This is a genomic window from Tautonia marina (genome assembly GCF_009177065.1).
Taxonomy (GTDB): domain Bacteria; phylum Planctomycetota; class Planctomycetia; order Isosphaerales; family Isosphaeraceae; genus Tautonia; species Tautonia marina.
In genome coordinates this window covers 84,236-103,933 of the sequence record NZ_WEZF01000002.1, presented here as the reverse complement: position 1 = coordinate 103,933, position 19,698 = coordinate 84,236, and the positions used below count along the sequence as shown (strand labels likewise).

General features: G+C 62.0%; 13 protein-coding genes. 9 read left to right on the top strand and 4 right to left on the bottom strand.

Features of this window, described 5'->3' with window-relative positions:
• Positions 1-371: 371 nt before the first annotated feature.
• Together GA615_RS02915 and GA615_RS02910 are read left to right on the top strand one after the other, a co-directional pair.
• Positions 372-953 carry a hypothetical protein gene (locus tag GA615_RS02915; protein WP_152049771.1) on the top strand — a complete coding sequence of 194 codons (582 nt, stop codon included), beginning with the start codon at positions 372-374 and terminating at the stop codon, positions 951-953.
• A 134-nt stretch (positions 954-1,087) separates the two neighbouring features.
• Positions 1,088-2,794, top strand: a complete 1,707-nt coding sequence (locus GA615_RS02910; protein ID WP_152049770.1) for a glycosyltransferase family 39 protein — start codon at positions 1,088-1,090, stop codon at positions 2,792-2,794.
• Here the strand turns inward: GA615_RS02910 and GA615_RS02905 are convergent.
• Positions 2,783-4,762, bottom strand: a complete 1,980-nt coding sequence (locus GA615_RS02905; RefSeq protein ID WP_152049769.1) for a S9 family peptidase — start codon at positions 4,760-4,762, stop codon at positions 2,783-2,785. The genes GA615_RS02910 and GA615_RS02905 overlap by 12 nt on opposite strands.
• Before the next feature lie 213 nt (positions 4,763-4,975).
• Between GA615_RS02905 and GA615_RS02900 the strand changes: the two genes are divergently transcribed.
• Both GA615_RS02900 and GA615_RS02895 read left to right on the top strand, forming a co-directional pair.
• The gene (locus tag GA615_RS02900) at positions 4,976-5,257 is read left to right on the top strand and encodes a hypothetical protein (protein ID WP_152049768.1); all 282 of its coding nucleotides are present in this window, start codon (positions 4,976-4,978) and stop codon (positions 5,255-5,257) included.
• A 143-nt stretch (positions 5,258-5,400) separates the two neighbouring features.
• Positions 5,401-8,211 carry a heparinase II/III family protein gene (locus GA615_RS02895; protein WP_152049767.1) on the top strand — a complete coding sequence of 937 codons (2,811 nt, stop codon included), beginning with the start codon at positions 5,401-5,403 and terminating at the stop codon, positions 8,209-8,211.
• Here the strand turns inward: GA615_RS02895 and GA615_RS02890 are convergent.
• Both GA615_RS02890 and GA615_RS02885 read right to left on the bottom strand, forming a co-directional pair.
• Positions 8,194-9,111, bottom strand: a complete 918-nt coding sequence (locus tag GA615_RS02890; protein ID WP_152049766.1) for an alpha/beta hydrolase — start codon at positions 9,109-9,111, stop codon at positions 8,194-8,196. The genes GA615_RS02895 and GA615_RS02890 overlap by 18 nt on opposite strands.
• Positions 9,112-9,140: 29 nt before the next feature.
• Positions 9,141-9,812 carry a class I SAM-dependent methyltransferase gene (locus GA615_RS02885; protein ID WP_201750093.1) on the bottom strand — a complete coding sequence of 224 codons (672 nt, stop codon included), beginning with the start codon at positions 9,810-9,812 and terminating at the stop codon, positions 9,141-9,143.
• Between the two features lie 260 nt (positions 9,813-10,072).
• On the opposite strand from GA615_RS02885, the gene GA615_RS02880 reads away from it, so the two are divergent.
• The 5 genes from GA615_RS02880 to GA615_RS02860 all read left to right on the top strand — a co-directional run bounded on the left by GA615_RS02880 (position 10,073) and on the right by GA615_RS02860 (position 18,377).
• Positions 10,073-10,675, top strand: a complete 603-nt coding sequence (locus GA615_RS02880; RefSeq protein ID WP_152049765.1) for an FHA domain-containing protein — start codon at positions 10,073-10,075, stop codon at positions 10,673-10,675.
• 415 nt (positions 10,676-11,090) lie between these two features.
• On the top strand, positions 11,091-12,377 hold the full coding sequence (locus tag GA615_RS02875) for a hypothetical protein (RefSeq protein WP_152049764.1): 1,287 nt from the start codon (positions 11,091-11,093) through the stop codon (positions 12,375-12,377).
• Positions 12,378-12,575: 198 nt separating this feature from the next.
• Entirely contained in the window at positions 12,576-13,577 is a 1,002-nt protein-coding gene (locus tag GA615_RS02870) for a 3'-5' exoribonuclease YhaM family protein (RefSeq protein ID WP_152049763.1), read from the top strand.
• Between the two features lie 74 nt (positions 13,578-13,651).
• Complete coding sequence (gene rnr, locus GA615_RS02865) at positions 13,652-15,925, top strand: ribonuclease R (RefSeq protein WP_152049762.1); 2,274 nt, start codon at positions 13,652-13,654, stop codon at positions 15,923-15,925.
• Between the two features lie 1,090 nt (positions 15,926-17,015).
• On the top strand, positions 17,016-18,377 hold the full coding sequence (locus tag GA615_RS02860; RefSeq protein ID WP_152049761.1) for a hypothetical protein: 1,362 nt from the start codon (positions 17,016-17,018) through the stop codon (positions 18,375-18,377).
• Between the two features lie 93 nt (positions 18,378-18,470).
• Here GA615_RS02860 and GA615_RS02855 read toward each other — a convergent pair whose 3' ends face one another.
• Positions 18,471-19,670, bottom strand: coding sequence for a DUF362 domain-containing protein (locus GA615_RS02855; RefSeq protein ID WP_152049760.1), 1,200 nt, complete (start codon positions 19,668-19,670; stop codon positions 18,471-18,473).
• Positions 19,671-19,698: the final 28 nt, after the last annotated feature.

Here is a 19,698-nt window from a genome sequence, read left to right as displayed (position 1 = left end):
TCTCATTCCGAACCGATCTCGACCTGAATCGCCACCCGAGGAGGACCAGAGAGAACTTCGGGCGGTGCGAGTCGAGCGGTCCCCCGGGGATTCGACCGGGCCGTTGAGACGATATGTCGGTTCGATGCGTCCGTCATCTTGGTTTCATTCTGTCGGAATGCCGGGCACGGTCAAGCGTTGGGAGCGGTCCGAGGCGGTCTGCTGGCAGTGGGACGTGACCGGTCGTACTCTGAAGGACGATGGAACCGTGGCGATTATTTCGTTGGGAACGATTCTGAGGTACGTTCGGCATGCCCTCCGAGCCGTTGAAATTTCGATGTGATCGGTGCGGTCAACTGCTTGGGGTCGCTCCCTCGCGGATCGGTCGGGCCGTGAACTGTCCGAAGTGTGGAACGACCCTGGTCGTGCCGGAACCGATGGCCGGGGGGGCTCCGCCGGGTTCAGGAGGATCGGCACCGAAGGATTCGTCCGGGCCAACGAGCGTTTCGCCGGATGCGAACCTGGAGGAACATCAATCGTCCTCGGGCTTTTTTGATGCGGTCGAGCTGAGTTCAGACGAGCTTCGAAACCTGTTTCCGGAGGAGACGGGTGAGACTCAGGAAGAGCCCGAACGAGATCAGGATGACCCAGCGGCGGGACAGGCCGGTTTTGATCCGGAGCCGGGGCGTCGTGTGACCGAACCTGGTCGGGTCGAAGCGGTCGAAGCGCCGGCGAACGAGGCGATTGGGTTGAAGATTCAGGAGCCGTCTCCGTCCCTGGGACCCCAGGTCCTGACTGAGTCGCCGGATCCGGGGGGGCCGAACGGGGCGATGATGCGGCCTCGGGTGAGCCGAGACGTGGTCATTCCGCGACTGGCGGTCCTCTCGTGGTCGTTGTTTGTGCTGATCGCACTCTTTCTGGCTTTTGTGGCGGGGCTCCTCGTGGGGCATTTCGTCTGGGACCGTCCGGGGTGATTGGTTCTGAGCTCCGGTCGAGAGTAATTCGGGATGCGAGATTCACGACGATCGGGTAAAGAACCGTTTGAGCCCTTGGCAAACGCCCCGGAAACGGACTGGGGGGTGAACTTCTGCGGACCGGAGGCAACACGGTGGAGACGTCTGCCGAAGGAGTCCGGCGGACTCGTCGGTTCCGGCCGAGCCGAGACTTCGGGGCCGTTGAGCCGGTTGCGGCCGAACCGGTGGAGCCACACGATCGAATCCTCTTGATCAATTGTGCGCTGGTGGGATTCGTGGTCTTCGGCGTCCTGATTCGGTTGGTCCGCTCTCTGGCGGATCGTCCGTTGTGGGGCGACGAGGCGATGGTTGCGGTGAACTTGCTGGGACGAGGGTTTGGGGAGTTGATGGAACCCCTAGCCTTCGCTCAAGTTGCGCCGATTGGGTTCCTGTGGGTCGAACGCCTGGTGGTGGTCCTGCTTGGTCCTTCGGAGTGGTCGCTCAGACTGGCTCCGGCGGTCTGCGGAATCGTCGCGGTTCCTGGCTTTGCCTGGCTGGCGAGGCGGGCGTTCAATCCGGTGGCGGCGTTGCTGGCGGTTGCGGTGTTTGCGGTGTCGTACGCGCCGATTCGTCATGCGGTGGAGGTCAAGCCGTATGCTTTCGACCTGCTCGCGGCGATCGTTCTGCTACTCCCGGCGATTGTCTGGCTCAGGCAACCGGAGCGGACCGGGAGTCTCTGGCTTCTGGTCCTGCTGGCTCCGGTGGCAATGATCTGCTCGCATCCGGCGACGTTCGTGGCAGGGGGGATCGGCGTGGCAATGGTGCCGACTCTCTGGGCTTGGGCCGTGAAACGACCGGATTGGAAACTGCTAAGGCTCTGGGCGGTCTATCTGGGAGTGGTCGGCCTGGCGTTTCTGGCGGTTTATACGCTGAGCACGGGAGAGCAGAGCGACGCGGTTTCCTCAACCTATCGAGAAGGATACTGGGCGGCGGCCTTTCCACCGTTCGACGAACCGCTTCGATTGCCGCAATGGTTGCTGATGACCCATGTGGGGGAGTCCTTCGGCTATCCGATCGGAGGGGAGAACGGGGCGAGCCTGGTTTCGACAGTACTGGCGGTCGCGGGCGTGATCGCCCTCTGGAGGGGGGGGAATCGAGGGCTCGTGGCGGTCTTGCTGGCCCCGATGGGAATGACCTTCCTGGCGGCGATGTTGGGGCGATATCCGTATGGTGGGTCGGCCCGGACGATGCAGCACCTCGCGCCGAGCCTTTGTCTGTTGATCGGGGCCGGGGCCGCAAGCATCCTGAACCGAACCGTGTTGGAAGGTGGCCGTGATCGACGGATTAAGCAAGTCCTGGTGGGTCTGGTCCTGATCGGGGCAGGATTGTTCACGACGGATCTGGTCATGCCGTATCGGACGCGAGAGGATCAGCGAACCCGCGATTTCGCTCGATGGTTCTGGCCCGAAGTGGCCCGAGGGGCGGAGGTCGGTTGTAGCAGGGCAATGCGGGGAACGACGTTTGACGGCACATACTGGCGGCTCGGTCGGCTGGAACTGTACCTGGCGAACCAGGCGATTGCCTTGCCGGCGGATCGGGACACGGCGCGACCGAGGCTTGATCGTGTGTCCGAGGATCACCCGCTTCGGATTGTGATCTACAACGACGACCCCCGCTTCGACCTGGGCCTGGCGGCCTGGCTGGACGTCATGAGTCTTCACTTCCAGCTTCGAGACGTGCGTTCGTACACGGTCAACGGCGGGATCATCGATCACGGGATGGGTCGGGAAGAGCGGTTCCTGGTCTTCGAGTACGTGCCCTTCCCGGAAAACACCCGGCTCGCGCGACGATCAGGGGGCTGAGGGTTCGGCGTCGTCGGGTGGCAAACGGGTCTTGCGAAGATGCTCGACCAGAAACGTTGCTTCGACGGCCCGAAGGTATTCGAGGTTCTCGGCGCGGGAATAGCCGTGCCCCTCGTTCTCGGCGAGGACGTACCAGACCGGGACGCCGTTACGGCGAACAGCATCGACGATCTGTCGGGCCTCGGCGACCGGAACGCGCGGATCGTTCCGCCCTTGAACGACGAGCAGGGGGCTGGTGATCTGGTCGGCGCGACGGAGCGGGGAAATGGTTCGAAAAAAGGTCTGGGTGTTCGGGTCGCGTTCGTCGCCGAATTCGAGTCGAAGGAGTTCGAGCCGCAGCGCCGGCTGATCGGCCATGAAGGTTTCGAAGTCTGAGATGCCGGCGAGGTTGATGCCCGCGGTGATCTGGTCGCCGAACCGGGCCAGCGAGGCAAGCACGAGATAACCGCCATACGAGCCTCCCCGGACGATGAGTCGGTTCGGGTCGTACTCGGGCTGTCGGGCGATCCAGTCGAGCAGGGCACCGACATCTCGGACGGCATCTTCACGATGGTCGCGGTCGTCGAGCTGTAAGTACGAGATGCCGTAACCGCTCGAGCCCCGGACATTCGGAACCACCAGGGCGATGCCCAGTTCGGTCACGATGTAGGCGTCGGGGCCGAGGAACGAGGGGCGGGCCTGGGCCTGCGGACCGCCGTGCAGGTCGATGAGAACCGGTCGAGGACCGGGAAATCGGCGGGGATCGGGGTGATAGACGAAGGCCGGAATCTCACGACCATCGAACGACGGATAGCGAATGCGTTCTGGAGGGTCGGGGAGGCGAACGCCTGTGCTCCCGGGCAGGCTCCGCGTCCATCGAACGACTACCCCCGTGGGCACGATTACGGAGTAGACCTGAGACGGCTCTCGGGTGGTTTCGAGGTTAAAGGCGACCTCGGTGGAACCGGGACGAAAGCTTAGGCTGTCGATCTGGCCGCCGGGGAGGTCGGGACGAGACAGCTCTCGGCCGCTTTCGGCGTCAAGAATCCGGAGCGAGGAATACCCATCGTCATGGACCGTGACGGCGAGCGTTTTCCCGTCGTCGGCCACGGCGAAGGACTCGACGTCCGTCTCGATCGTGTTCGAGAGAATTGTGAGGCGGTTGGAGGCGAGGTCGAGCCGGGCAAGGCGTCGGAATTCACCACCGTCGTAGAGGGTTAGGAAGATCGACTGACCATCGGCGGACCACCGAGGGGAGGCCGGGCTATGGACGCCAGAGGTGCCGGGGCCGGGAACAAGGACGGTTGAGGCTCCCGTTTCCACGTCAATTGTTCGCACCCGAACGTTCTGGCCGGCGTTGACCTCGACCACAAGCAGAGCGCGGTCGTCGGGAGACCAGTCTTCGACGGTGACCAGTCCTTCGGCTTTGGCCAGAAGGGAGGGTGACGGGTCGGGGTCATCGGGTCGAATCAGGTACACGTCGAAATCGCGGCCGTTGCGTGCGTCGCTGGTCAGGGCAAGGGTCTGACCGTCCCGGCTCCATCGGGGGTCGGCGTGATGGGAGTGACCGTCGGTCAGACGGCCACGCAGGCCCGTTCGGGTGTCGCTCAGCGCGAGTTGAACGGATTCATTCCCTTCGGTGTCGTAAAGTAGGACGAACTGATTGCGCCCAGGCCGAGGCTCAACTCCGAGCAATCGCGCCGAAAGCCGTGAAAGTTGCCGAGGGGCCGCTCCCGGAGTGACGACGCTGAAGACCTGCCCCGAGGGGGCGGCTCCGGCTCGAATGAGCAGTTCCCGACGGTCGCCAAGCCATCCTCCGAAGCCAAAGCCGGGAACGGTCCGGTACGGCGCCAGCGAGCGCTCGAGGGCCTTGGAGATGGGCGGAACCCCCTCGGTCGAGATCGCTGGCGGAGGATCGACCTGGCCGATCTGAGCCGGAATGGTCAGTCCAAGACACCAGAGGAACGGGGTCATCCACAGACCATCCATGAGGTCGCCTCCTGAATCAAATGATCTTCGGCACCCGATTCGCGGTCAGGTTGAACTTGGGAGATTGGTCGAGTCGTTCTACAATTGATGATGACGGGGTTCCGCAGTTGCTGCCACGTCTGTTCATGCCCCCCGTCGCCGCGTGGTTCTCGGCCCAATCGGAGGACCGACACGCATCGCGGCAAACGGCTCGTCCGAACGAGGACCAGACCGATGAGCCATCCGAGTCTGTTTTATCACTATACGCCTGTTTGCAATGTTGAGGGCTGTGATCGGCCCGCCATCCACAAGGTCGCCGCGCCCTGGACCGACGGAACTCAAAAGGAGCTGAGAAACTACGGGGTTTACTGTTCGATCCATTCCGAGGGACAGCTCGAACGGGCCAGGGACCGTCAAGCGAAGGTCAAACTCGGTCCGGGGGAAAAGGTTGGACCCGTCCGGCTGTACGAACTCATCGAGGGCCGTCTCGATGCGGAATTGATCCCTGTGGCCTGATCGGCATAATCGTTTCGAACTAAATCTGATTGCCGGGCAGTTCAGGACGGACTGCCCGGAGACCGTCCGGCGATGCGTCGCTGCCTGAGGTTGCTCAACCCGGACGGTTTGATCCCCTCAACATCTGGGAAGGATCCCGCTCCATGACCTTCCAGCCTCCGCAGCGTCGTGGCCCGAATTCGATCTCCGCTCGGTCGGTTCGGGGCTTGGTCGTGTTGACCGGTCTGATTCTTCCGGGGATTTGCCAGGGGCAGTCGGCCCCCTCGATTCCCAAACACGATCCCTTCGCCTTTTTCGCGTTGCCGACGGCCTGGCAAGATGAGTTCTGGGCCGATCCGGACGTGGAAGCGCTGCTGGCGCTCGAACCCAAGGCGGTGGCCGACCTGGTCCCCAAGCAGGCGGGATTGTATTACGTCCGCTGTCCCTCGTGTGATGCCGTTGAGACGGGGGAGACCTTCTCCTGGTCGGTCCAATCGCCGGAAGCACTGACCTGCCGGACCTGTGAGGCGACATTTCCGAACGATGCGATTCCGGCGAAGGTGAACAACGCGGTTCCGTCGCAGGCGGTTGAGGTGCTGCATGGTGTGACGCACCAGTATCCGTATCACCTCGTCGAAGCAACGAAGGCCCGCTATCCGCAGGAACGGATTTACCTGGATGCCAAGCGAGACGATCTGGCCCGGACCTTTCTGGCACGGTTCGCGCTGTATGCGGCGGTTCGGCACCGCGATGCCTTGCCTGACGAACGTGATCCGAAGATGGTCACCCTGGCCGCGGTGATCTTGCTGCGATTTGCCCAGGTGTACCCGGAGTACGCGGTCCACTTCGATCATCCGAGCCAACCGAAATATTTCCAGCCCGCAAACCTCAAACCACCCTACCGAGAGGGGTTCCGATCTGCGAAGTGGGACCGATCCGGGGCGCTGAATGTTCCGATGAATCTGGTGATCGCTTATGCGATTCTTCGAGACGACCCGGCGATCGACGAGGCGGGCACCTTGCTGGACGAACCGGACCCGGGTCGGGCGATTGAGGAGGATCTCCTGCGCGCCTCAGCGCAGTTTCTTCTTGGGCATCCCGACCCGCACGACGAGCAGTCCATTTACGCGGCGAGAGGGTTGCTTGCCGTCGGGCACTTACTGGAAGACTCGGCCTTGAAGGAGGCGGGTCTTCGGACACTTGACGCACTGGCTCGGCGGGGGTTTTATCACGATGGGCACTGGAAATCGGCCGATCCGGAGGCACACTGTCGTGTGGTCGGCTTGATTGATGGCTGGTTTCAGGGATTGGTTCCGGAACTGGGTTCTGTCGGAGTACCAGAGGCGGTGGGGAGCCTCGATGGTGCGATTGGAGCGGAGCCGATCGACCTGGCGGCGGCTCGGGATGACGATCGCCCCGGAGCCTCCCTGGCGGCCGTCATTCCGCTGGCAAGGAAGGCCGGCGACGCGGCACTTCTGGACCCGAACGTGGAACAGGTTCAGCAAGTTTCGTGGCCCGCGACCCCGCTTCGAGAGCCTACACGCGCGCCGACCTTGCTGGGAGGGGCGGGACTGGCGAGGCTTTCGGCAGGGGAGGGAGAGTCGGCCATTGATCTGGAGCTTCGAGGCTTCGCCGATTACGGCGAGGCGCGCTATGATCGCCTCGGGCTTCGCCTGGCCTTCGGCGGGCAGACCGTCCTCGGCGACCTGGACGACTACGGACCCACGCCGAGTGGCTGGGAACGGTCCTCGGCGGCGCACAATCTGGTGATCGTCGACGGCTTGAACCAGCGAGAATCACCGGCCGAAGCGAGAATTCCCGTTCCCGGCAGCGACATCCTGTTTTTTGCGGCGGAACCGGACCTGCAAGTGGTCACGATGAGTGACCGAAGGGCCTATCCGTCGAGCAGTTCCCGATACCGGCATACCCTGGCGGTGGTTCACGACGAGCATGTTCGGTTCGCGGTCGGCGTGTTTGAGGTCCACGGGGGCCATCAGCATGATGCGATTTTTCATGCGCCTCCGAATTCGTCGGCACGGTGGCGGACGCTCCAACCACTCGAACCGGGACCAAAGACCTTGCTTCCAGCCTCGATTGTCTATGTCCCTGATGCCAGGGTGGAAGATGGACGTTGGTTTCTCCAGGCCTTTGGAGCGTTTTCAGCGCTTCAGCAGGGGCGGGTCGAGGGCCCCACGCTCGCCGAGTTGCACGGGCCATCGGGCCCCCTGGTCCGATTGCATCTGCTCAACACCGGTACAGCGGCCCTCTACACCGGGCTTGCTCCGGATCGCTCAGAAGAGGACCGGGGAGTCTTGATCCTTCGGAAATCGTCGAGTGATGAGGAGGAACTGAAGTCGTCGTTCGTGACCCTTTACGAACCTGCGGAGCATTCGGGAATCCGGCGGGTGGGGCGGGTGGAATCGCCTGAAGGCACGATCCTGCTCGTGCTGGAGACGGTCACGGGCCTTGAGTACCTTCTGTTCAACACAAGTCCCGGGTCGGCGCGATCGATTCGATTGACGGACGGTAAGGTCTTGAACACGGACGGATTGCTCGTCCGGGTGCGCTCCGAGGGCGTGACCCTGGTGGGCGGCACGTTCGCGGAATACGAGGGGCATCGAGCCGAGCAACAACGCGTCGAGGGGAGAATTCGGGCGGTCGTGCGATCGTCCGGTCCGGAGGGGCCGGGATGGTTCGAAACCGAGGGGCCTCTGACTGATCCGGAACGCCTGGCGGGCCGGACGCTGATCATCTCTCATGGGGGTGAAGCCGCGCGAGCCTGGACGATCGACCATGCCAAGAACGGCCCGGATCGACGGGCTCGGATTGTCGTTCGGGAGGAGCCGGGTTTTCTGATCCATCCGGAGACCGGAGCGGCGGAATACTACCAATTTCCGAACGGCAGCTTGCGCGGGCCGCACCGCTTTATCGTACCCAGAATCGCCCGATCGGCAGGTTCAGGATCGAGTCGATGAGTCGGCGAGGTCGGGCGTGTCGTTGAACGGTCGGGGGGCTAAACATCGTGTCAAGATCCAACTGGCGAGCCCCTGGTAGATCAGCCCCCGATCTTTCTCGAACAGCGGATCGTGGCGAAATCCCGGAGGGGCAAGCAACGTCTTTTCGGATCCGCCATAGCGGTCGTAGAACGCACGTCCGGTGTCGGGATCGATGATCGGATCGTCGGGGCCGAGGATGAGGAGCAACGGTAGTTGGAACTCCGAGGCCCGTTCCAGCGTATTCTGACCGGCGTTGAGCATACCGAAGAACAGCGGGGCGCCGACTCGGGTATGGATGAGACGATCGGAAGCGAGTTGAAGTTGCTGAAGGGGGTCTCGGGAGAGGTCCTCGATAGGTAACGCACCGTTGATCGTGATCCAGGGGGCGAGCAGTCGCAGGGTGTGGCCAACGGCGAGCTTGTGCCAGGGGGGCTGATATTTCAATTGAATCGCGGGGTTGGAGAGGATGAGCCCATCGACCGCGAGAGGGAGACGCAGGACGGTCTGGGCGGCGACCACGCCCCCGTTGGAGTGACCGAGGAGAAATCGAGGAAGGCCGGGGCGCACGCGTTTCGCCCAGAGGATCGCTGACTCCAGGTTGTCGATCAGCTGCTCATATCGAGCGAGATGTCCACGACGGCCGGGGCTTCGGCCATGCCCTTGAAAGTCGACGCCGAGGACATCGATGTCCAGCGTGGCCACAAGATACTCGGCCAATGCTCGGTAGAGACCGGCATGTTCACCCAGGCCGTGGGAGATCAGCAGGATGGCTCGGGGTTGTGGGCTGCGCCAGTGCCAGGCTTTGAGGTTCGAGCCCCCAGGGCAGGGGAGGGTCAGGTCGTCGGGGGTCGGGAAGACAGGCACGGGGATCGAAGCCATGACGGGGCAACTCCAGGCGGTGGGACTTGTTATCGGATCGGCCGCCGCCAGGTCCAGGTCCAGTGGCGATCGGAGGACATTTGAACTCCGTCGCGGGGCAAGCCCAGTGAGGCGACCATCTCTCGGACTTCGTCGAGTGCCAGCGAGGCGTGGAGGGAGTCTCGAAACATGGCCCGAGCCCGTTCGGGTTCCTGGCCGGCGTAGACCTGGACCAGGTGGTCAAGCTCGTCCCGGCTGTTCGGTCGAGCGAGATCTCGGACGAAGAGCGTGCCCCCAGGGGCGACGAGTCGGACCATCTCGCTCATGACGGCCAAAGGGTTCGGGATATGGTGGATAATCGAGTTACTGAGGACCACCTCGAAGGACTGGTCGGGGTAGGGCATGGCCTTGGCATCGACCCGGTCGAGTCGGATGCGTTGACCCAGTCCCGCGTCGTTGACATTCTGCTGCCCGAGCAAGAGCATCTGTTCTGCGAGGTCGGTGCCGAGAATCCGGCAATCGCTCGTCTGTTGACACAGCGTGATGGGGATGAGCGCTGTTCCGGTCCCCACGTCGAGCCAGTCTCCCGAAGCGGGGCGGCCATGAACGGTCAGGAGGTCGGCCACGAAGCGGGCATTGACCTCGGCGTGATTCATGGCGTTGTAGTCGTGAGCTTCCTCGGGGGTGTCCATCACTTCGGGTTCAAGCACTCGCGGAAGCACGCCGGGGTCCTCTTGGTGCTGCAAGGTTGGTGAGAGGGCCTTCGGAAGGTCCTCGAAAAAAAGTGTGTCCCGACCGTCCGATCTCGTCGTAGAAAATCGTACTGACCATTGTCTGTCGATCCAACCCTCAACACGTCATCCAGAATGGGTGCCTGAGGGTTGCCTTGATTGACGGACGCAGGCTAGCCTGGGAATTCGAGGGCGCTACGGCGTCGATCGTCAGAGCTGATTGGAGCCTCTGCGACATCGGGAGCCAGACGATGCATGACGAGAAACTTCTAGGTCTGATGAAGCCCCTCGGCGGTGGCGACCCGATTCCGTTGAAGAAGAAAGAGTTGACGATTGGTCGTCGACCTTCGAGCGATATTCGACTCGATTTTGAGAACATCTCGGGTCGTCATTGTGTTCTCTCGTTCATCAATGGAACCTGGCACGTTCGCGATCTCGGAAGCACCAACGGCACGAAGATTAATGGACAGAAGCTCAATCGCGTTCAGGGGATCATGCCCGACGACGAACTGGCGATTGCGAATCACCTGTTCCACATCGACTATGAGCCGACCGCGCCACTCATGGACAGTCAGCAGTTTCTCGAAGAGGAAGAGGCGATGCGGGAGGCAGAGACCCGCAAGCCAACGTCCTTGATGGAACTGGCTGGGTTCTCCGAATCGAAACGACCGAGGCCCAAGCAGGAGCCTTCTCGGCCGAAGTCTGAGTCGTTCGCGCCTTCGGCTCCGGAGGGCTTCCCCGAGCCCGCTCCCCTGGACGAGGTGGCCGAGGCGCCGCAGTCGAACGCCGCTCCGCTCGAAGATGATGATTTCTTCAAGTTGATCGAGGAAGAAGTACGCCCCGATCGGCGCTGAGGAGCCCGTATCGGGGCAGGGGGCTGCGACATGTGGTTGACGACGCTCGGGGGCGTTTATCGGGAGGGATCACGCCCCGAGGGGATGAGGGCAGGGGGCGAGTGTCGGTAAAATCGGTGGTGATGTCGCAATCGGGTTGATCGGGGCATTCGGTGTTGACGGTGCCTCGCAACCTGTTGGCAGGAAACGAACTTCGGCCGCCCTCGTTTCAAAATTCGGTCCAAGTTGCCCGGCTTGATCGGACGAACCAACAGACGAGCAGAGAAATGTTCGTCGGTTCCGGGCCAATCGGCACGACGCTGTCTGGCTTGACAGGTTGGATCGCCGTCCGGGCTGACTCCCCCTAGAGATTCGAGCGACTTGGAGGGACGGGGGCGTGTTGCCCCCGGCCGCCGGGAAGTGAGAGGTGGTTGCAATGACCGAGCGACACCCGCGGCGGGGCAACGAGCGGAAAACCCGACGGCGATCGGCCCCGGTCGCGCTGGAGAGCCTTGAAGGCCGGCAATTGCTGGCCTATACCCCCCTGGGATTTTCGATTCCGGATCTGGCGATCGCAGACGCCTACACCGGGCCGGTCGGGGCTTATGGAGGACCGATTTCGGTGACGGTCGAGGTCTCGAACCTCGGACAGAGTTCGATTCCCGAACCGCTTGCCCAGTTTCCAGGGTCGGCAAGCACCGCCGATGCCGGCCCCACAGAGATTGCGGTTTACTTCAATAGCCGAGGTCATGGTCCGGCCCGGAATCGCGTCTTGCTGGGAACCCTTGATGTTCCCGCGATTCCTCAGAACCGACTTGCTCAGGTGACGGGAACCTTCACCCTTCCCGACATGCCACCGATGGGGTTCCCCGGCCTGGGGCAGACCGGATTCATCACGCTGGAACTGGACCCGGATCGACTGATTCGAGACCTTGACCGCACCAATAACGTGCTTCGCCAGGCCGAGACGTTCCAGATCGTGCCCAACCAGCCACAATTGCAGGCGATCGCGCTTGGTCTGCCTCCGGTGATGAATCCGGGGGACACGATTGTCCCGCAGGTGAAGGTTGCCAACTACGGCGCGGCCCCCTCGAACGTGGAAGGTCCGGCGATCGTGCAGGTCGTCGCGTCGCAGGACACGACCTTCAGCCCTGATGACATCGTTCTGGGAACCTTCACGGTCGACAACATCTTGCCGTTGTCGCAGGCTCCCACAAAGAACTTTGTGCCGGGTGACGTGAACCTGGTGGATCCGCCGAACGTCGTCTTGCTTGACGCCGTGCTCCCGGTGGCCTTGCCCGAAACCGGAGCGCCCTATTACGTGGGGGTGGTGATCGAGCCGGTCGCGACGATGGAGGTTGCTCAGGCTTCCCATCACGGGGATGGGGTGAGGTTGCAACTGCCTCAGATGGTGGCCGACTCTGGCCTCGGACTGCCACCGGCCGGTGTGGTGGGACTTCCTTCCCCGCCGGATCGCCCCTTCCCGTTCCCGCCGTTCGATACGCCGACCGGCACACCGACTCCCTTCCCGACCGACGGATCCCCCGATCCGATCGAGCTTCGCCAGGCCTTGCGTCGGGTCCCGAACTTCGAGCGTCCGGTCAATCGATTCCCGAACCGGGAGTCGATCGCGCCGATCGGGGCGGCTCGTCCCCGACCGGTTGATCTGGCGGCTCGGCTCGCTGCTCGACAGGCCCTGCGGGATTCGCTCGGGCGTCGTTGATCAGTCACGGCCTGTTCCCTGCCCCCGGAGTTCCTTCCGGGGGCGGGACCTGGTCGGCTTGACCCACTGGTTCCGGCGGGCCTAGAATCAGCCTTCCGATCGCGTCGACCCCGACCCAGGCTTCAGGGGCTTCGCGACCGGGGACTGATTGTCCCGTCGCGATCCGCCGCCGCACTGCCCCAACCGACTGCCCGCACCATGACGCGCCGCTACGTCAAAGAGCTCACCAACGGTGAGTCGGTCGATGAAATCTTCCTCGTCGCCGAGAAACAGCTTCGATCGAATCGTCAGGGACAACTCTACCTGCAACTCGACCTGCGAGACCGATCGGGAACGATTAGTGCCCGGCTCTGGAACGCGTCCGAGGAACAGGCTCGGAGTTTCGAAACGGGCGACTATGTGAAAGCCAAGGGAAAGGTCCAGCTCTTTCAAGGGTCGGTCCAGCTCATCCTCTGGCAACTGGAACCGACCCCGTCTGAGTCACTCGACCTGGAGGAGTTTCTGCCCCAGGCCTCCCGAGGAGTGGCTGAGATGACGGCAAGGCTTCGTCAGCTCCTCATGGGCGTGTCCGATCCTCACCTTCGGGCCCTGGCGGAGTGCTTCCTGATCGACGATCAGTTCCTGCATCGCTTCACCAGTGCTCCGGCCGGGGTCAGGGTCCACCATGCGTACCAAGGCGGGCTCCTGGAGCATGTCTTGACGATGATGGAAGTGGCCGATCGGATTGCGGACCTGTACCCGGCATTAAATCGAGATTTATTGATTTTGGGGATCTTCTTGCACGATGTGGGGAAGATTCTCGAACTCGACTATGGGCGGGCGTTTGGCTACACGGATCAAGGTCAACTGATTGGACATCTGGTCCTGGGGATCGGATTGCTTGATGAGAAAGTTCGCCAAACGGTCGACCTGACCGGCGAGCGCTTTCCCGACGAACTCCTGATGCGGCTGAAACATATGATCGTCAGCCATCACGGGCCGCCGGAGTTCGGCAGTCCGAAACCGCCGATGACTCCTGAAGCGATTGCCTTGCACTACCTCGACAATTTTGACGCCAAGGTCTTTGCGTACTGCCGACAGATTCGGGATGACCCGGCGGCGGGATCGACCTGGACCTCGTTCGATCCGAGCGTTGGGCATCGCTTGTTCAAGGGATCGCCTCCCCCAGAAACTGACCCGACCGACGAGGACGCGTTCTGAACCATCGTTCGAGCCGGTGGTCGGACCGTTTGGAACGTGGCTTCGGTCCATCCCGCGACCCGAAGGGCGAGATCATGTCGATCCCGGATTATGAGTCGAGGGTGATCGGGGCCGTCTCTCGTCCCGACTACCAACCCATGACGGTCAAGGCCCTCTTCCGCTCGTTCAAACTCGCACCCGACGAATACACCGAGTTTCGTAAGGCCGCGAAACGATTGGTCCGACGGGGGACGCTCGTTCTCGCGAAGGACAAGACGTTGGAAAAGCCCGCCGTCGCCGCAACCAAGGGGGCGAAGGGGGCGATCATCGGAACCTTCCGGCGCACTTCGAAGGGGTTTGGCTTTGTCCGGCCGCTCGGAGCCACGGATCGCGCCGATCATATCTTCATCCCGATCAAGGACTCGGCCGACGCTTCGACCGGCGACGAGGTCGCCGTCAAGATCACCCGGAAAGCTCGGACTCCGGGGATGAATCATCAAGGCAAGATCCTGCAGGTGGTCGAGCGGGCCTCTGGGGTGTTTGTCGGGACCTACGAGGAGCGAGATGGTTTCGGCGTGGTCCGGGTGGACAAGACGACCTTCCAGGAACCGATCTTCGTGGGAGATCCGGGTGCCAAGGGGGCTCGACCGGGAGATAAGGTGGTCATCGAAATGGTCCGCTTCCCCTCTGCCGAGATGGAAGGGGAAGGGGTGATCACCGAGGTCCTCGGTCCACGAGGCCAGCCGGGTGTCGATACCTTGATGGTGCTTCGGGCTTACAATATTCCTGATGAGTTTGATGAAGAGGTTCTTCACGAGGCTCGGTCGAAGGCCCGAGACTTCGACGAGGAGGACGTTGAGGGAAGGTTCGACCTCCGGGACGTGCTGACGGTGACCATCGATCCGGCCACCGCCCGCGACTTCGATGATGCGATTACCCTGAAGCGGGATGAGCGGGGATACTGGGAACTCGGGGTTCATATCGCGGATGTTTCCCATTTCGTGCCCCCAAATTCTGAGCTGGATCGGGTGGCAAAGCAGCGGGGAAATAGCGTTTATTTGCCCGATCGCGTCGTTCCGATGCTCCCCGAGATCCTTTCGAACAGCCTCGCCAGTCTTCAGCAGGGGAAGACACGCTACACGTTGAGCGCGCTCCTGGAATTTAACGAGGATGGAGTTCGCACAAACGCGCGATTTGTCCGATCGGCGATCCGGGTCGATCAGCGCTTCAGCTATGAACAGGCGTACGAGGCGATGATGAATCCGGACCGGCCGATCGAAGGGGTCGCTGCCGAGGTCCATAGCCAGCTTTGCCAGATGCTCACGCTCGCGATGATCTTGCGCAAACGGCGATTTGCGAAAGGAGCCCTTGAACTCAACATGCCCGAGGTTGAGGTTGAGCTTGGCAATGAAGGGGAGGTTATCGGGGCTCACCTGTCGAAAGATGACGAAAGCCACCAGGTCATTGAGGAGTTCATGCTCGCGGCCAACGAAGCCGTCGCCGAATTCCTGAACGAGCGCAAGATCGATTTCCTCCGCCGCGGTCACGATGATCCTCAGCCGGAGAAACTTCGGGACTTTGCCGAGTTCGCCAGGAGTTTGGGCTACACGATCGACAGTCCGCAAAGCCGCTTCGAGTTGCAGCGTGTCCTTGACGCTTCGGCCGATCAGCCGGAACGATATGCCGTGCATTTTGGCCTGCTGAAGAGCTTGAAACGAGCCCAATACACGGCGGAGCGGGCAGGGCATTACGCGCTTGCACTGGATGATTATTGCCACTTCACCTCACCGATCCGGCGTTATCCGGATCTTCAGGTCCACCGCGCCTTGCTCGCGAAGCTCTGTGGGAAGCGACCGAAAGAATCGGTGGAGGAACTGGTGGCGTTGGCTGAACATTGCAGCCGAACCGAACGCAGGGCCGAGGCAGCCGAGCAGGAGCTGATCCGGATCAAGCTTCTGACGTACCTCAGCAGTCGGATCGGCCAGACGTTTCACGCCGTGATTATCGGGGTCGAAGATTTCGGCTTCTTCTGTCAGCTTGTCGAACTGCCGGTCGAGGGGCTGGTCCATCTGACCAGCTTGCACAGTGACTACTATGATCTGGATCGGCAGACCCATACCCTGGTCGGGCGCCGTCGTGGTCAGCGGTTCCGCCTGGGAGATAAGGTGGAAGTGCGAGTCTGGCGGGTGGATATCGACCGCCGGGAACTGGATCTGGTCCTGAGTGGGGAGGTTCCCGACGACGAGTCCCTGCCAGAGTCACGTCGGCCGGCTCGTCGATCGCTCCGACGGGGATCCGTCCCGAGCAAACATCTGGGCGCGCGGTCACCGCGACCTGGGAAAAAAGGACGACGAAAGCGCGGTTCCTGACAAGACTTCAGGCCCCGGCCTGGAGCGTTCGGTCTGGCCCTGCGAGGGAGCGCGTGGGTTGGGTCAGACGGTTCAGTTCGGTTTCCGTGAGTTGGGGCAGTTCAATCATGAACAGTCGGGAGACCATTTCCGGCTGCTCGATGAGATACCATTGCCCACAGTCTCCACACGTCCCAAGGAAGCGGTGGGGTTCCTCCGAATCGGGCTGAGACAGAAGCAGTCGGCTCCCGCATTCCCAGCACTCCAACCATTCGATCAAGGAATCTTCCCGAGTATCCTCGAACGCCTCAATACGCACTGACAGAACCGTGGCCCGATCGTGCGACATCGCATCGCCCCCTTCTGAAGTTGCTCTCCCTCATCGGAGAGACCGGAGCAGATCGCTGGTATGCGGGCATTGTCATCACCCCGCAGTATAAAGCAGAAAATCGAGCTTTGGAAGACGGGTTTCAATACATCTTGAAAAAGTGCGGTCCACTTGGAATTGCGTTGCTCAACGATCCTGGCGCGATCGACGTCGCGTTGGGCTCTGATCGAGGAGCGTGATTTGCATTGAGGTGATGGATCGGGGCTCGTTCTTGTAAGAACGACACGAACTGGGATCGGTTGAATCGATTGAGGAGCCAATTCGATTCAACGGATTCGACTGAACCCATTCTTCCGCATGAAGATCGGAAATGACGGTGTGGTGGGGAGGCAGCTCGGGCATCCGGATTGCGTTCCATCCTAAGGTGCTGGGCCGAGGCTGATCCTTCGGATTGCTCCCCCAGCCAATTACTTCCTTCACTGCCCTGGAGTCCGAAACAGGACCGCAACACTCCGAAGAATGGGGAAAATGTGCGGCCTGTAGGGGTTAGGGGTGGTTCGAACGAGGTGTTTTCTCCCGACGATCCAAGTTGCCCATGTTATATTGGCTTGGAGAGTTCGATCCGATCATCGCATCGTACCGAAGGAATTCGGGGGAGCGTTGGTCGAGAGCGAGCGGAGACATCCTCCAGGGATGGTTCCGATTCTCCGATCGCACCAGAGTCTTGCCGACTAAGTGATGCACCAGCGAGGAGAGCCGCCAGGCGGCTCGGAGGTAACAATCATGTTAAAGAGTCAGGGATTGACGCGGCTCGCCGCGCTGGCCCTGCTCGTACTGGGGACGACGGCTCCGGCGAAGGCCACGTATTGTGGTGCCGCTTCCTATCGGATCTGTGCCGCGCCCGTGGTTCAGACGATTGACGTCGTGGCGATGGCACCGCGATATGAGACGGTGATGCAGACCGTTTACGAGACGGTCTACGAGGTCCAGCCCACCACGGTCATGCAGACCCGGTTTCGCACGGCCTACCGGACCGAGCAGTACCAGGTGATGCGCCCCGTGGTGGAAACCGTCGAGCAGGAACGGCGCTTTCAGGTGACACGGCCGGTGTACGAGACGGCCGAGCATGAGCGACGGTTTACCGTGATGCGTCCGGTCGTCGAGACCCAGCAACGCGAGCGGCGTTATCAGGTCATGCGTCCGGTGATCGAAACGGCTGAGCGTGAGCGACGCTATACGGTCATGCGTCCGGTCGTCGAGACCCAGCAACGCGAGCGGCGTTATCAGGTCATGCGTCCGGTGATCGAAACGGCTGAGCGTGAGCGACGCTATACGGTCATGCGTCCGGTCGTCGAGACCTCGATGGTCGAGCAGACGTACCGGGTCATGCGACCGGTTGTCACACAACGTGAGGTGGTCCAGGAATGCGGAGCGTTCGAGACGCAGATGGAGGTGGTCCCCGGACCGATCGTCCAGCGTCGCGTGCCGGTTCCGGTGGATCCGTGTTCTCGTCCTCATGGGTTGCTGGGGTGTCTTCATCACAAGAGGAAGGCCTTTGCAACCGTGGCGGTCCAGTGCCCTCCCCGTACCGTTTCGCGGCGGGTGTTTGTCTCCCGCCCGGTCGTACGGACGGTTTCGGAAACCTCTTACGTGGCCGAAACCCGCGTGCGACAGGTGCCAGTGCAAACAACTCGGATGGTGGCCGAGGAGCGTGTGGAACGCGTGCCGGTGACCACCTGCCGCTATGTGACCGAGGAACGGGTTGAGCCGTATCAGGTTCAAATGACCCGGATGGTGGCCGAGGAACGTGTGGAACGCGTGCCGGTGACCACCTGCCGCTATGTGACCGAGGAACGGGTTGAGCCGTATCAGGTTCAGATGACCCGGATGGTGGCCGAGGAACGTGTGGAACGCGTGCCGGTGACCACCTGCCGTTATGTGACCGAGGAACGGGTCGAACGCATTCCTGTCCGTCAGGTCCGCTATGTCGCCGAAACGGCTGAGCGGCAAGTTCCGTTCCTGGTGGAAGAACAGGTCCCGGTCACGGTTCAGCGTTGTGTGCCTCGTGTGGTGGCTCGCCCGGTTCCAGTGACCGTCACCTCGATGGTTCCCGTTGTGGTGCCCACGTGCCTAACGTGCCCGTAAGATGTGATGCTCGAAGTCGCGTCTGAACGCGGAAGGGCCCTGGCGAATTCGGTTTCGCCAGGGCCCTTTGTGATTTGGGAAATTGCGGTGGGCTCAGACAGTGAAGACGCGGTGATCGATCTTTTCCGGACGATATTCGCCAAGACCAAGGTAGCCGCACAGAACGACGTGTTGGGGTTGCCGCATGTCGAATCCTTCCCGTTCAGCATCGATGCCGAGCTTGCCGACAGCACCGACCGGAGCCAGACCCATCTGGCGTCGCTTGGTGTCGATCATATCCCATTCGATCCGGTCCATGGCGACCGGGTCGGTGGCGAGCAAGAGGGCGTTGTTCTCCCAGGTCCAGTGAGGATTCTCTGCTCGGGCAAAGGGGCCGCCCTGGTAGACGCCGACGATGCCGTCCATGATTTGCAGGACGCACTTCTTCCGAATGATCGGATGGTTTACGACCTCGGGGATGAACTGGTTGCAGACGTTTGCTTCCGCGGAGCTGTGCGACCGGGCGACATTGTTGACCAGACCGTGGCTCATGTTCTTGAGCGCGCCGGTAATGCCGGCCGAGCCGTGGTCCTTCAGGACCGGCAAGAGCACGACCTTGTTCACCTTGCGCGTGATGAGGGTGCCCAGGTGCGACCGGAAGGCGCGGTCGTCCTTGGGATCATGATCCTTGTGGATCAGGTTCATGGAGACATATTCGTCGGGGTCGTAGCCCGAAACCGCGTCGCCATCGGGCCAGGCGATCTCAAGCTGAGACGGGTCGTTGCCGTAGGTCAAGCCTCCCCAGGCGATGCCGTCGGGAACTCCTTCGTGCATTCCGGCATCAATGAGTTCCGATCGGTAGCGCTCGAAGACGAACATGTCTCGCGTCTTGACGCCGGCGGATTTGAGCCCCTCGACGACTTCGAGCATCAGCTCAGTCGAGCTGTTCGCCAGGGGACGGCCGACAGGATTCATCTTGATGGCGACAACATCGCCGGGCTCGAAGAACGATCGCCAGGCCGAAACGGCATCGTCCGCGCCGGTCAGCTCGGCCATGCCGCGATCGAGAGCACTCTTGATGGCGGCGCGATCTCGGACGCCGTTGGTAATCATGCCCGGCTTGCGGACTTCGATCACTCGGCCGGGGTAGGGGCCGGGGATGCCGAGCGGCCCGTCAAGGATGGCGGGGTCGACTGCCGCCCCCGGTTCTTGAGCCGAAGCCCTCAGCGCGCCCAGCGCAGAGAGAGCCGCCACTCCGGTCAGGAAGCCTCGGCGAGGGACGCAAAGTCCATCGGGTGCGGGATGATCGTGCATCGGCTCACTCCTGAATCGAGCAAGAGAA